The sequence below is a fragment of the Blastococcus sp. SYSU D00820 genome, assembly GCF_054050695.1.
Window position 1 is genome coordinate 56,857 of the sequence record NZ_JBJGZW010000005.1, and the last position, 13,371, is coordinate 70,227.

The window sequence follows — 13,371 nt, forward strand, 5'->3', positions numbered from 1 at the left end:
GGGGCCGGAGTCCTCAGGCCGCGGCGCGGGGAGCGCCGAGCAGCGGGAGCACCTCCTCGCCCACCCGCCACGCCTCCTCCAGGTGCGGCCAGCCCGACAGCACGAACTCCTCGAACCCGAGCGCGGCGTACTCCTCGATCCGCTCGGCCACCTGCTCGTGGCTGCCGACCAGCGCGGTGGCCGCGCCCTCGCGGACCAGCCCGATGCCGGCCCACAGGTTGGGCGCCACCTCCAGCGCCCGGGCGCCCTCGGCGGTCACGCCGCCGTGCAGCGCGGTCATCCGGGCCTGGCCGACGGAGTCCATCCGGGCGAACCGCTCCTGGGTGGCGGCGATCGCCTCCGGCGACATCCCGGCCAGCATCCGGTCGGCCTCGGCCCACGCCTCCTCCGGGGTGTCCCGGCTGACCACGTGCAGGCGGATGCCGAAGCGCACCTCGCGCCCGGCCGCGGCGGCCTTCTCGCGGACCCGGTCCAGCCGGGCGGAGACCTGCGCGGGCGGCTCGCCCCAGGTCAGGTAGGTGTCGACGAGGCGGGCGGTGACGTCCTCGGCCGGGCCGGAGGCGCCGCCCAGGTAGATCGGCGGCACCGGCGCGACCGGCTCGGCCGGCCCGCCGCCCTCGATGCGGAAGTGCTCGCCGGCGTGGTCGACGGGCTCGCCGGTGAAGCACGCGCGCAGCACCTCGAGGAACTCCCCGGTGCGGGCGTAGCGGGCGTCGTGGTCGAGGAAGTCGCCGTAGGCGCGCTGCTCGGCCGGGTCGCCGCCGGTGACGACGTTGAGCCGCAGCCGCCCGCCGGACAGCCGCTGGAACGTCGCCGCCTGCTGGGCCAGCAGGGTCGGCAGCACGAAGCCGGGACGGAAGGCGACGAGGAACTCCAGCCGCTCGGTGAGCGCGGCCAGCGCGGAGCAGACCACCCACGGGTCCTCGCAGCCCGAGCCGGTGGGGGTCAGCACCGCGCCGAACCCGGACTGCTCGGCCGCGCGGGCCACCGACGCCAGGTAGTCCAGGCTCGGCCGGCGGCGCAGCGCCGCGGGATCGGAGCCCCGGGCGGTCGTGACGGGGTTGACGGCGCGGCCGTCACCGCGGGTGGGCAGGAACCAGGAGAACTGCATGGCGGGGCCTCGGGGCTCGGGCGGCGGGGACGGCGTGCAGCAAACCACACCAAACCGATCGGGTTTGACGGGATCCCACTGGGCGGCCTACTGTCCCCGCCGTCGTCGACCCCGGGCAGTCAGCCCGCGAACGAAACCGGAGGTGCACCGTGGCCCGCTGCCCGCTCACCTCCCGCCGCACGGTCGACCAGGGGCGCGTCTCCAGCGCGCTCTGTCGCCTCTCCTGAGCCCGGTCCCCGCCCCCGTGCCCGGGGGCACTTCCCGACGGCCCGCCCGAGCGCGGCCGGCCGTCGCCCGCCGCCTGGAGAGAACCCTGTGTCCGCCGTGCTGTCCGCCCCCGCCGTGGGGACGCCGTCCCCTGCCGACCCGCCCGCCGCCGCCCGCACCCGGCGCCGGTCGTCGTCCCGCTGGCAGCGGGTCGGCGTCCGGGTGCTGGCCACCCTGGCCCTGGTGGGCCTGTGGCAACTGCTCTACTCGCTGCGGATCTGGAGCCCGGTGCTCCTGCCCTCGCCCGGTGCGGTCTGGGACGCGCTGATCCGCACGTCGACCACGCACGACGGCACGGTCGGCTACCAGGGGCACCTGCTCGTCGAGCACCTGGGCATCAGCCTCCAGCGCATCGGGCTGGGCTCGCTGCTCGGGATCGCCGCCGGGCTGGCCACCGGCCTGCTCATGGGCACGCTGCCGTGGGTGCGGGTCGTCGTCGAGCCGTGGGTGACCTTCCTGCGGGCCCTGCCGCCGCTGGCCTACTTCAGCCTGCTGATCATCTGGTTCGGCATCGACGAGTCGCCCAAGATCTGGCTGCTCGCCATCGCCGCGATGCCGCCGGTGGCGGTGGCCACCGCGGCCGCCGTCGTCGGCGCGCCGACGTCGCTGGTCGAGGCGGCCCGGGCCATGGGTGCCCGGCGCTGGCAGATCACGACGACGGTCGTGCTGCCCGCCGCGCTGCCGGAGATCGCCACCGGCATCCGGCTGGCCGTGGGCATCGCCTACTCCTCTCTGGTGGCCGCCGAGACGGTGAACGGGCTGCCGGGCATCGGCGGCATGATCCGCGACGCCCAGACCTACCTGCAGTCCGACGTCGTGATCCTCGGCCTGTTCACGATCGGCATCTCCGGCCTGGTCATCGACGGCGTCCTCCGGGCCGTCGAGCGCCGGCTCGTCCCCTGGCGCGGCCGCGGCTGACGCCGCCGCCGTCGTCCCTCCCCGCGCTCCACCCCTCCGCCGGGTCGCCGACCGGTGCCCCGGCACGTCCGAGAGAAGGAACCCCCCTGCCATGAGCACGACCCGCGGCTGGCGCCGACTGGCCGTCGCCCTGTCCCTCACCGCCCTGGCCGGCAGCCTCGCCGCCTGCGGCGACTCCGCCTCCGCCGAGGACGGCGGCAGCGGTGACACCACCATCCGGATCGCCTACCAGGCGTTCCCCAGCGGCGACCTGATCGTCAAGGACCAGGGCTGGCTGGAGGAGGCGCTGCCCGGCTACGACATCGAGTGGACCAAGTTCGACTCCGGCGCGAGCATCAACACCGCCTTCGTCTCCGAGGCCGTCGACATCGCCGCCATCGGCTCCAGCCCGGTGGCCCGCGGCCTGTCCGCACCGCTGTCCATCCCGTACCAGGTCACCTGGATCCTCGACGTCGCCGGCGACAACGAGGCGCTCGTCGCCCGCGACGGGACCGGCATCGACTCGGTCGAGGACCTCGTCGGCCACAAGGTCGCCACCCCGTTCAGCTCCACCGCGCACTACAGCCTGCTGGCCGCCCTCGACCGCGCCGGCGTCGACTCCTCGCAGGTCACCCTGGTGGACCTGCAGCCGCAGGACATCGTCTCCGCCTGGAGCCGCGGCGACATCGACGCGGCCTACACCTGGCTGCCCTCGCTGGCCGAGATCCAGCAGACCGGCACCACCCTCGTGACCAGCCGCGAGCTGGCGGGTGACGGCAAGCCGACGCTGGACCTCGGCGTCGCCTCGACGGCCTTCATCGAGGCGCACCCCGACGCGATCTCCGCCTGGCGGCAGGTCCAGGCCCGCGCCCTGCGGCTGATCGCCGAGGACCCGGACGCCGCCGCCGAGGCCGTGGCCCGGCAGCTGGGCATCAGCCCCGAGGACGCCGCCACCCAGCTGTCCCAGGGCGTCTTCCTCGACCCCGCCGAGCTGACCACGGCCGAGTGGCTGGGGACGCCGGACGCCCCGGGCAACCTCGCGGCCAACCTGCAGGACGCCGCGCAGTTCCTCGTCGACCAGCAGCAGATCCCGCAGGCGCCGTCCGTGGAGGAGCTCCAGGAGGCCGTCTACACCGAGGGGCTCGAGGAGGACGTCGCCGGTGAGTAGCACCGCCCCCGGCGGCGGCCCGGTGGCCGGGGCACCCGCCCCGGCCACCGGGGCACCCCTGTCCATCCGGGACGTCGCGCACTCCTACGGCCGCGGTGCCGCCGCGGTCCCCGCGCTCGGGCCGGTCTCCCTGGAGGTGCCGGCCGGCGAGTTCCTCGTGCTGGTCGGGCCGTCCGGCTGCGGGAAGAGCACCCTGCTGCGGCTGGTGGCCGGCTTCGAGCACCCGACGTCGGGCCGGCTGCTGGTCGGCGGCGAGGACCCCGAGCCCGGCCGCCAGGCCGGCGTGGTCTTCCAGCAGGCGCGGCTGCTGCCGTGGCGCACCGTCGGCGGCAACGTCGACCTCGCGCTCCGGCTGGCCGGGGTGCCCCGCGAGCAGCGCCCGGCACGGGTGGCCGAGCTGCTCGACCGGGTGGGCCTGGCCGGTACCGCCGGCCGCCGGACCTGGGAGATCTCCGGCGGCCAGCAGCAGCGGGTGGCGATCGCCCGCGCCCTGGCCGGCTCGGCGCCCCTGCTGCTGCTCGACGAGCCGTTCGCCGCGCTGGACGCCCTCACCCGCGAGCGGCTGCAGGAGGACCTGCGCCGGGTCGGTGCCGAGACCGGCCGCACCGCCCTGTTCGTCACCCACAGCGTCGACGAGGCGGTGTTCCTCGCCTCGCGCGTCGTCGTCCTCACCCGTGCGCCCGGCACCGTCGCCCTCGACGTGCCGGTCGACCTGCCCCGCACCGGCCTGACCCCCGACGAGCTGCGCGGCCTGCCCGAGTACGCCGCGCTGCGCGCCGAGATCGGCGCCGCCGTCCGTTCCGTCGCCAGCTGACAGGAGACCTGCCGTGACCCTCGTCGTCCCCGACCCCACCGACCTGCTGACCCTCGAGCGCCTCGGCGCGTACCACGGCGCCCGCGTCACCGGCCTGGACCTGGCCACCGCGGACGACGCCCAGCTGGGCGCGCTGCGCGCGGCCCTCGTCGAGCACAAGGTGCTCTTCCTCTCCGGGCAGGACCTCGACCCGGACAGCCAGGTGCGCCTGGGCCGGCGGCTGGGCGAGCTGACGCCGTCGCACCCCGTCGTCCAGGGGCTGGACGAGCAGCATCCCGAGGTCTACGCGCTCGACGCGGCGGACAACGGGTTCGCCGACGTCTGGCACACCGACGTCACCTTCGTCCGGCGCCCGCCGCTGGGCTCGATCCTGCGGGCGGTGCAGGTGCCGCCGGTCGGTGGGGACACCCAGTGGGCCGACGCGGAGGCCGCGTACCGGTCGCTGTCGGCACCGGTGCGCGCGCTGGCCGACCAGCTCACCGCGGTGCACGACGGCACCCGCGAGTTCGGCTACTACCTGGCCCAGCGCGGTGGGAACCGGTGGGAGGACGGCGAGTACGCGCGGCTGGAGCCGGTCGAGCACCCGGTGGTCCGGGTGCACCCGGAGACCGGCCGGCGCAGCCTGTTCGTCAATCCGGGGTTCACGTCGCACATCGCCGGGGTGTCCGAGGCCGAGAGCCGAGGGCTGCTCGACCTCTTCTACGCCCACCTGACCAAGCCCGAGCACGTCGTGCGGCACCGCTGGTCGCCCGGCGACGTCGCGCTCTGGGACAACCGCTCGACGCTGCACTACGCCAACCGCGACTACGGCGACTTCCGCCGGATCATGCACCGGGTGACGCTGCGCGGCGACGTGCCGGTGGGGGTGGGCGCGCAGACGATCAGGTGACCTGATCCCCCGGGGTCCTCCCCGACGTCCCACCGTCCGGGAGGACCCCGCACGATCAGGGTCCCTGATCATGTGGCGGGGCACGCCACGGTCAGAAGCGGCCGCCTCCGCTGGTACGGCGCCCGCGGCTGCCCGACCCACCGAAGCTGCCCGAGCGCCGGTGCCCGCCGCCGAAGCTGCCGCGCGAGCGGTGCCCCCCGCCGCCGCCGCCGAAGAGGATCCCGCCGAGCACCAGGCTGCCGAGGTCCACGCCGCTGCCGCGCCCGCCGTACCCGGGGCCGGCGAAGCCACCGGTGCCGTAGCCGGCCCCGTAGCCGCCGCCATAGCCGCCGCCGTAGCCACCGCCGTAGCCACCGCCGTAGCCACCCGACCAGGTGCTGACGTCGGACTGGGCCAGCTGCAGCGCCTGCTGGGCCAGCGAGTCGGCCAGCTGCGCCTCGCGGAGCGCCCCGGCGGGGTCGGTGCTGCCCAGGCCTGTGGCGGCGTCGAGGTGCCGCTGCGCCTCGGCCAGCCGGGTGCGGGCCTCCGGACCGATCGCGCCGCGGCGGGTGCCGATGAAGTCGCCGGCCGCGGCGATGCCGGACCGCGCGCTGAGCAGCGTCTGGTCGAGCGCCGCGGCGGCCCGGCGGGCCTGGGTCTGGGCGTCGCGCGCCACGCCCAGCGCCTGCTCGAGGGCGATGTCGGCCTCCTCCAGCCGGCGCAGCGCGGTGAACGGGTCCGGCAGGGAGCCGTCGGCCGGGGTCAGCGCCGCGTCCGCCGCGGCCAGCCCGGCCTCGGCGCGGGCGATCTGCGGGCCCAGCCCGCTGCGGTCACCGGCGGCCACCAGCGCGCGGGCCTCGGCGAGGTCCTGCTCGGTGTCGGCGCGGGCGGCCGGGATGCGCTGGCGCGCGGTCTCGAGATCGTTGGCCAGCCGGCCGATCGCGTCCAGCAGCGTCGTGGTCTGCGCGACGGCGTCCTCGGCGGCGCGGATGTCGCCGACCGCCGCACCGGGCTGGCCGCCGTCGAGCGCGGCGCGCGCCTCGGCGACCTCCTGCTCGGCGGCGGCCAGCCGCGCGCGGGCCTGGTCGAGGTTGTCGGCGACCGGCGCCAGCGCGGCCGGCGCGTACCGGCGCTGCAGCTCGGCCATCCGCTGCTCGTCCTGCGGCAGCCGGCCGTGCAGCGCGGTGATCCGCGGGCCCAGGGCCTCCAGCGCCTGCGGCGCGTTCTTCTCCAGGTCGCGGAGCTGGTCGAAGGCCTCGGCCTGCTCGTCGAGCCGGGCGTCGGCCGCCGAGGTCAGTTGCAGCATCTCGGCGAGCATGGCGCGCGTGGTCGGGTCGTCCTCGGGGATCTCGTCGTCCAGCTGCTGCCGCAGGGTGAACGCGCGGGTGAGCTCCTGGCGCGACTGCGCCAGCGCCTCGGTGAACCCGGCGACGGCGTCCTCGCCGTACTGCAGCCGGGCGAAGTCCAGGTCCAGCTGCGAGGTCTTGACCGCCTCGTCGAGCTCGAGCAGCGCGGTGCTGGCCCGCGCCTGCAGCTCCGGCGTCGGGACGCCGGCGTGCGGGTCGGGGCGCTCCAGCCGCCGGGTGGGCGGCGGCGCGTTCCGCCGGCGGCGGGCGCGGGCGATGGCGTAGGCACCGCCGCCGAGCAGCGCGATGCCGCCGAGCACCCCGACGACGCCCAGCCCGCCGGACCCGGTGCTCTCCCCGACGCCGGCGGCGAAGGCCTCCACCCCGGCGGCCCAGTCGCCGTCACGGAACTCCGGGTCGGCGTTGGCGGCGAGGTACTCGTCGAGGTCGCCCTGGTCGACGCCGGCCCCCTGGTCGAAGGAGTAGCCGTAGGCGCCGTCCCGGACCGCGACGGCGAAGACCGCGTCGTTCGTGCCCAGGCCCGACCGAGAGGCGGTCTCGTCGGCCCAGACCCCGGAGTCGACGCCGTCGAAGCTGTCGACGAGGACGACGAACAGCTGGATGCCCTCCTCGGTCTCCAGCTGGGTGATGGCGTCCTCGACCTGGTCCTCCTCGCCCGGGTCGAGGACGTCGGCGGCGTCGTTCAGCTGCCCGCTGAGGACCGGCGGGTCCTCGGCCAGCGCCGGCCCGGCGGCGAGGACCACCCCGGCGGAGACGGCGAGGACCACGGAGGACCGGCGCAGCAGCACGCGCCGACCCTACCCAGCGGGAGGGGGTCGGACCGTGCCGTTCCCGGGTAGGGCGGAGGCGACCCCGAGCCCTGGAGGACCCGTGAGCCAGCCCGACCGCATCCCCGCCGCCGACCTGCCGCCCGGCGCGGTGCGCCGCGTCGGCGACTACGCCGTCGGCAACCGGGGCGGCGCGTACTTCGCCGTCTCCCGCCGCTGCCGGCACCAGCTGGCCGACCTGTCCGAGGGGACGATCGACGCCGAGGGCTGCCTGGTCTGCCCCTGGCACCAGAGCCGCTACGACGTCCGCACCGGCGAGATGGTCTCCGGTCCGCGCGGCTTCCTCGGCTACCACGGGCCGACGCCGGGCTACACCCAGTTCGTGCGCGGCTACGGCCGCTGGCTGAAGCTGCGGGTGCGCCGGGCGCTGCGCCGCGGGGACGACGTCGTCGTCGAGTAGTGGAGTGGGAGGGACGCGTTCTCCGCGCCCTCCCACTCCACCTCAGGCCAGCTGCTGCCAGGCGCCGCGCCGGGCGGCCTGCTCGTCGGGGTCGGGCACCGGCAGCGAGGCCAGCAGCCGCTGCGTGTAGGCGTGCTGCGGCGCGTCGAGCACCTGCTCGCCGGTGCCCTCCTCGACCAGCTTGCCCCGGTACAGGACGGCGATCCGGTCGGCCAGCAGGTCGACGACGGCGAGGTCGTGGCTGATGAACAGCGCCGCGAACCCCAGCTCGCGCTGCAGCTGGTCGAACAGCTCCAGCACGCGGGCCTGCACCGAGACGTCGAGCGCCGAGGTCGGCTCGTCGGCGATCAGCAGCTCGGGGTCCAGCGCGAGGCCGCGGGCCAGGCTCGCCCGCTGCCGCTGCCCGCCGGAGAGCTCGTGCGGGAACCGGTCGCCGAAGCTCTTCGGCAGCTGCACCGCCTCGAGCAGCTCGTCGACGCGGCCGCGGGCATCGTGCACGTCGCGGGCCCGCCCGTGCACCACCAGCGGCTCGGCGACCGCCTCGGCGATGGTCAGCAGCGGGTTGAAGCTGGACGCCGGGTCCTGGAAGACGAAGCCGATCCGCTCGCGCACCGGGCGGAACCGCTTCTCCTTGACCCCGTTCATCTCGGTGCCCAGCACCGACAGCGAGCCGCCGGTGACCTTGGTCAGCCCGGCGATGGCCCGGCCGATCGTGGTCTTGCCACTGCCGCTCTCGCCGACCAGACCGAGCACCTCGCCGGGCCGGATGCGGAAGCTGACGCCGTCCACGGCGACGAAGTCGGGCTTGCGCAGCCGCCCCGGGTAGACGATCCGCAGGTCGCGCGCCTCGACCACCGGGGTGGCCCGCGCCCAGCCGGCCGGCCGGGTGCGCGCCCGCTCCTCGGTCCGCGCGCGGCCCTGGCCCAGCCGCGGCACCGAGCCCAGCAGCTGCCGGGTGTACTCCTCCTTCGGCGCGGCGAACAGCGTGCGGACGTCGGCCTGCTCCACCAGCTCGCCCTGGTACATGACCGCGACCCGGTCGGCGAGGTCGGCGACCACGCCCATGTTGTGGGTGATCAGCACGATGGCGGTGCCGAACTCGTCGCGGCAGCGGCGCAGCAGGTCGAGGATCTCGGCCTGCACGGTGACGTCGAGGGCGGTCGTCGGCTCGTCGGCGATGATGACGCCGGGGTCGAGCACGAGCGCCTGGGCGATGACGATGCGCTGCTTCTGCCCGCCGGAGAACTGGTGCGGATAGGCGTCGATCCGCTTCTCCGGCTCGGGGATGCCGACCCGGCGCAGGACGTCGATCGCCTTCTCCCGCGCCTCCTTGCGGCTGTACTTCCCGTGCGCGCGCAGCCCCTCGATGATCTGCCAGCCCACCGGGTAGACCGGGTTGAGCGCGGTCGAGGGCTCCTGGAACACCATCGCGGCGTCCCGCCCGCGCACCTCCGCCAGCTCCGCGCGGCCGAGCGTGGCCACGTCGTGCGAGCTGCTGCCGTCCTTGCGGGTGAGCAGCACCGCGCCGCGGGTGGTGGCGGTCTCGGGCAGCAGGCCCAGGATGCTGCGCGCGGTCACGGTCTTGCCGCTGCCGCTCTCCCCCACGATGGCCAGCACCTCGCCGGCGGCGACCTGCAGCGAGACGTCGCGGACGGCGGAGATCCGCCCGGCGTCGGTGGCGAAGGAGACCGACAGGTTCTCGATGTCGACGACGGCGTCGCGGGCACCGGTCACAGGGCGTTCCCTCCAGTCGTCTCGATCCCGGTCAGGCCGGCGGGGCCGGCACCGAGCGGGCCGCCGGGGACGACGACGACCTCGCCGGTCTCCCCCGCGTCGGCCGCCCGGCGGCTGCGCAGCCGCGGGTCGGCCAGGTCGTTGAGGCTCTCGCCGACCAGGGTCAGCCCGAGCACCACCAGCACGATGGCCAGGCCCGGGAAGATCGACGTCCACCAGATGCCGCTGGTGACGTCGGACAGCGCCCGGTTGAGGTCGAAACCCCACTCGGCCGCCGCGGTCGGCTCGATGCCGAAGCCGAGGAAGCCCAGCCCCGCGAGGGTCAGGATCGCCTCGGAGGCGTTCAGCGTGAGGATCAGCGGCAGCGTGCGGGTGGCGTTGCGCAGGACGTGCCGCGTCATGATCCGCCAGTGGCTCGCGCCGATCACCTTGGCCGACTCGACGTAGGCCTCGGCCTTGATCCGCACCGTCTCGGCGCGGATCACCCGGAAGTACTGCGGGATGTAGATGACGGTGATCGAGATGGCCGCGGCGAGGATGCCGCCCCACAGGCTGGACTGCCCGCCGCTGATGACGATCGCCATGACGATGGCCAGCAGGAGGGTCGGGAAGGCGTAGATGGCGTCGCACACGACGACCAGCACCCGGTCCAGCCAGCCGCCGAAGTAGCCGGAGAGCAGGCCGATCAGCACGCCGATGAAGATCGACAGGACGATCGCGACGACGATGACGAGCAGCGCCGTCCGCGTGCCGTAGATGACGCGGGAGAACACGTCGTACCCGCCGACCGTGGTGCCCAGCCAGTGCTCGCCGGACGGGGCCTGCTGGGCGCCGAACGCGCCGTCGGCGTCGCGCAGCTGGTTGTAGCCGTAGGGCGCCAGCAGCGGGGCGAACAGCGCGGTGAGCAGGAAGACGCCGGTGATGACCAGCCCGGCGACCAGCATGCCGCGCTGGAGGCCGACGCTCTGCTTGAGCTGGCGGACGACCGGCAGGCCGCGCTTCGGGCGGCGGCCGGCCACGGGGGCCGCGGTGGCCATCAGTACCTCACTCGCGGGTCGATGAGGGCGGCGATGACGTCGACGACGAAGTTGGTGACCGCGACGACGACCGCCAGCAGCACGACCAGGCCCTGGACGGCGACGAAGTCGCGGGCCTGGAGGTACTCGGAGAGCTGGAAGCCCAGCCCCTTCCACTCGAACGTCGTCTCGGTGAGCACCGCGCCGCCGAGCAGCAGCGCGACCTGCAGGCCGATGACGGTGACGATGGGGATGAGCGCCGGGCGGTAGGCGTGCTTGCGCAGCAGCCGCCGCTCGCGCACGCCGCGGGAGCGGGCGGCCTCGACGTAGCCCATGTTCAGCGTGCCGATGACGTTCGTGCGCACCAGCCGGAGGAACACCCCCGCGGTCAGCAGGCCCAGCGCCACCGCGGGCAGCACCGCGTGCTCGAGGACGTCGGCGATGATGTCGCCGTTGCCGGTGCGGATGGCGTCGATCAGGTAGATGCCGGTCAGGTCGTCGAGGCTGGTCTCCAGCAGGATCTGACCGCGCGTGGAGATCCGGCCGTTGGAGGGCAGCCAGCCCAGACCGCTGGCGAAGATCAGCTTGAGCACCATGCCGGCGAAGAAGACCGGGGTGGCGTAGCAGAGGATCGCGAAGATCCGCAGGACGGCGTCGGGCCAGCGGTCCCGGGCGTAGGCGGCGAAGCGGCCGAGCGGGATGCCGACGAGGAAGGCGACCAGCAGCGCGTAGAAGGCCAGCTCCACGGTGGCGGCGCCGTAGGTGGTCAGCACCTGGGTGACCGGCTGGTTGTCGCTGAGCGTGGTGCCGAAGTCGCCGCGGACGATCTGGCCGAGGTACTCGAAGTACTGCACGATGACCGGCCGGTCGTAGCCGGCCGCGGCGACCCGGTCGGCCAGCTCGTCGGGGGTCAGCCGCCCGCCCAGCGCCGCGGTGATCGGGTCACCGGTGGTGCGCATCAGGAAGAAGACCGTCGTCACCAGGACGAAGACGGTCGGGAAGATCAGCAGGAAGCGGACCAGCAGGTAACGGCCCAGTCCGCCACCGCCGCCCCCGCGCCGTCGTCGGGCGGCCGGTGCGACACCGGCCTCGGGGGCCTCACCGGTCAGCTCGGTGGTCGTGGTGGTCATGTCTCCTGCTCCAAGGGTGCGGGGCACGCACACGGGTCGGCCCCGGGTGGCCTCGTCGTGGACGAGGTCACCCGGGGCCTGTTCCTTGCGTGGATCAGCCGCGGGACAGGGCCCCGTAGCGGAACTTGAACGACGCGTCCAGGGTGTCCTGGGCGCCCTCGACGCCCGCCCGGACGACGGCGACCTGCGCGCCCTGCAGGTAGGGCACCGTGGACAGGTCCTCGGCGACCCGCTGCTGGATCTGCTCGATCAGCGCCGTCCGCTGCGCCGCGTCAGGGGTGGCGCGCTGCTGCTCGATCAGCCCGGCGACCTCGGCATCGTCGTAGTGGTTGACCAGGAAGCTGTCGGTCCCGAAGAACGGCGACAGGTAGTTGTCGGCGTCCGAGTAGTCCGGGAACCAGCCCAGCTGGTAGGCCGGGTAGACGTCGTCGGTCCGCTGCTCGGAGTACTGCGTCCACTCGGTGGTCTGCAGGTCGACGGTGAACAGCCCGGTGGACTCCAGCTGGTCCTTGATCAGGGCGTACTCGTCACCCGAGGACGGGCCGTAGTGGTCGTTGGAGTACTGCAGCGACAGCTGCACGGGGGTCTCCACGCCCGCGGCCTGCAGGGTCTGGGCCGCCTTGTCGGCGTCCGCGCCGCCCTGGCCGTCGCCGTAGAGCTCCTTGAGCGGCTCGACGGCGCCGGTCAGGCCCTCCGGGACGAAGGAGTACAGCGGCGTGTAGGTGCCCTTGTAGACCTGCTCGGCGATCTCCTCGCGGTCGAGGAGGTGCGCCACGGCCTGCCGGACGGCCAGCGCCCGGGCCGGGTCGGCCTCCGCGGTCGTCGCGCCGTACGGCTGGGTGTTGAAGTTGAAGACGATGTAGCGGATCTCGCCGCCGGGGCCGTCCACGACCTCGACGTCGTCGTTGCCGCGGAGGTCCTCGATGTCGGTCGCCGACAGGCTGCGGAAGGCGACGTCGACGTCACCGTTCTCGATGTCCAGCTTGAGGTTGGAGGCCTCGGAGTAGTACCGGACGTTGATCGTGCCGGTCTTCGGCGCGCCCAGCAGCCCCTGGTAGTCGGGGTTCGCCTCGTAGGAGATCAGGTCGTTGATCGAGTAGCTGGTGATGACGTAGGGGCCGGCGAAGGCGTTGCCGTCGACGATCTCGGTGTCGGGGGTGAGCGCGTCGGCCGAGAAGACCTCCTCGTCCACGATCGGGCCCGCCGGGCTCGACAGGATCTGGGGGAAGGTCTGGTCGTTCTCCTGCTTGAGGTTGAAGACGACGGTGGTGTCGTCGACGGCCTCGACGCTGTCCAGGTTGGCCAGCAGGGACGACGGGCCGTTCTCGTCGGCGATCGCGACCTGGCGGTCGAACGAGAACTTGACGTCGGAGGCGGTCAGCTCGTTGCCGTTGGCGAAGGTCAGCCCGGGCTTGAGGGTCACCGTGTACTGGGTCGGCGCGGTGAACTCCGCGGACTCCGCGATGTCCGGCTCGACGTCCGGGCTGCCCAGCGGGGTGTTGAGCAGGAACGGGTAGACCTGGTTCATCACGGCGAACGAGCCGTTGTCGTACGAGCCGGCCGGGTCGATCGTGGTGATCTTGTCGGTGGTACCGATGATCAGCACGTCGTCGCCCGAGCCGCTGCCCGAGCCGCCGCCGTCGTTCCCGCCACCGCCACAGGCGGCGAGCGCGAGCGTCGTGACGGCGAGGCCGGCGGTGGCCGCACGCATGCGGCGGCCGGTGGATCCTGCGGGGGTCATCCGTTTCCTCTGTCTACTCCGGCGGGCGCGG

Annotated in this window: 11 protein-coding genes; 5 read left to right on the forward strand and 6 right to left on the reverse strand. The window is 74.3% G+C overall.

The genetic code is table 11. The annotated features are described in order from the left end of the window. Positions 1-13: 13 nt before the first annotated feature. On the reverse strand, positions 14-1,111 hold the full coding sequence (locus ACI79R_RS08150) for an LLM class flavin-dependent oxidoreductase (protein ID WP_456573097.1): 1,098 nt from the start codon (positions 1,109-1,111) through the stop codon (positions 14-16). A gap of 315 nt (positions 1,112-1,426) precedes the next feature. Between ACI79R_RS08150 and ACI79R_RS08155 the strand changes: the two genes are divergently transcribed. The 4 genes from ACI79R_RS08155 (at position 1,427) to ACI79R_RS08170 (ending at position 5,146) form a co-directional block, all read left to right on the forward strand. Next, entirely contained in the window at positions 1,427-2,296 is an 870-nt protein-coding gene (locus tag ACI79R_RS08155) for an ABC transporter permease (protein ID WP_456573098.1), read from the forward strand. 91 nt (positions 2,297-2,387) lie between these two features. Next, positions 2,388-3,443 carry a taurine ABC transporter substrate-binding protein gene (locus tag ACI79R_RS08160; RefSeq protein ID WP_456573099.1) on the forward strand — a complete coding sequence of 352 codons (1,056 nt, stop codon included), beginning with the start codon at positions 2,388-2,390 and terminating at the stop codon, positions 3,441-3,443. Continuing rightward, positions 3,436-4,257: an ABC transporter ATP-binding protein gene (locus ACI79R_RS08165; RefSeq protein WP_456573100.1), complete on the forward strand. Its 822-nt coding sequence runs from the start codon at positions 3,436-3,438 to the stop codon at positions 4,255-4,257. Before ACI79R_RS08160 ends, ACI79R_RS08165 begins: the two co-directional genes overlap by 8 nt. Positions 4,258-4,270: 13 nt before the next feature. Then, the gene (locus ACI79R_RS08170; protein ID WP_456573101.1) at positions 4,271-5,146 is read left to right on the forward strand and encodes a TauD/TfdA dioxygenase family protein; all 876 of its coding nucleotides are present in this window, start codon (positions 4,271-4,273) and stop codon (positions 5,144-5,146) included. A 91-nt stretch (positions 5,147-5,237) separates the two neighbouring features. Here ACI79R_RS08170 and ACI79R_RS08175 read toward each other — a convergent pair whose 3' ends face one another. Beyond that, complete coding sequence (locus ACI79R_RS08175; protein ID WP_456573102.1) at positions 5,238-7,280, reverse strand: TPM domain-containing protein; 2,043 nt, start codon at positions 7,278-7,280, stop codon at positions 5,238-5,240. Positions 7,281-7,362: 82 nt separating this feature from the next. Between ACI79R_RS08175 and ACI79R_RS08180 the strand changes: the two genes are divergently transcribed. After that, the gene (locus tag ACI79R_RS08180; protein ID WP_456573103.1) at positions 7,363-7,719 is read left to right on the forward strand and encodes a Rieske (2Fe-2S) protein; all 357 of its coding nucleotides are present in this window, start codon (positions 7,363-7,365) and stop codon (positions 7,717-7,719) included. A 42-nt stretch (positions 7,720-7,761) separates the two neighbouring features. Here the strand turns inward: ACI79R_RS08180 and ACI79R_RS08185 are convergent, their stop codons facing one another. The 4 genes from ACI79R_RS08185 to ACI79R_RS08200 form a co-directional block, all read right to left on the reverse strand. Next, positions 7,762-9,453: a dipeptide ABC transporter ATP-binding protein gene (locus ACI79R_RS08185; RefSeq protein WP_456573104.1), complete on the reverse strand. Its 1,692-nt coding sequence runs from the start codon at positions 9,451-9,453 to the stop codon at positions 7,762-7,764. Continuing rightward, positions 9,450-10,490, reverse strand: a complete 1,041-nt coding sequence (locus ACI79R_RS08190) for an ABC transporter permease (protein WP_456573105.1) — start codon at positions 10,488-10,490, stop codon at positions 9,450-9,452. The genes ACI79R_RS08185 and ACI79R_RS08190 overlap by 4 nt, the downstream gene beginning before the upstream one ends. Further along, positions 10,490-11,599 (reverse strand): ABC transporter permease, encoded by a 1,110-nt coding sequence (locus ACI79R_RS08195; RefSeq protein WP_456573106.1) that lies wholly within the window; start codon positions 11,597-11,599, stop codon positions 10,490-10,492. The genes ACI79R_RS08190 and ACI79R_RS08195 overlap by 1 nt, the downstream gene beginning before the upstream one ends. A 94-nt stretch (positions 11,600-11,693) precedes the next feature. After that, positions 11,694-13,340, reverse strand: coding sequence for an ABC transporter substrate-binding protein (locus ACI79R_RS08200; protein WP_456573107.1), 1,647 nt, complete (start codon positions 13,338-13,340; stop codon positions 11,694-11,696). Positions 13,341-13,371: the final 31 nt, after the last annotated feature.

Excerpts from the sequence above, each read along its gene's own strand:
- ACI79R_RS08150 (WP_456573097.1), bottom strand. The coding sequence starts at position 1,111 with ATGCAGTTCTCCTGGTTCCTGCCCACCCGCGGTGACGGCCGCGCCGTC.
- ACI79R_RS08160 (WP_456573099.1), top strand. The coding sequence starts at position 2,388 with ATGAGCACGACCCGCGGCTGGCGCCGACTGGCCGTCGCCCTGTCCCTC.
- ACI79R_RS08190 (WP_456573105.1), bottom strand. The coding sequence starts at position 10,490 with ATGGCCACCGCGGCCCCCGTGGCCGGCCGCCGCCCGAAGCGCGGCCTG.
- ACI79R_RS08195 (WP_456573106.1), bottom strand. The coding sequence starts at position 11,599 with ATGACCACCACGACCACCGAGCTGACCGGTGAGGCCCCCGAGGCCGGT.
- ACI79R_RS08200 (WP_456573107.1), bottom strand. The coding sequence starts at position 13,340 with ATGACCCCCGCAGGATCCACCGGCCGCCGCATGCGTGCGGCCACCGCC.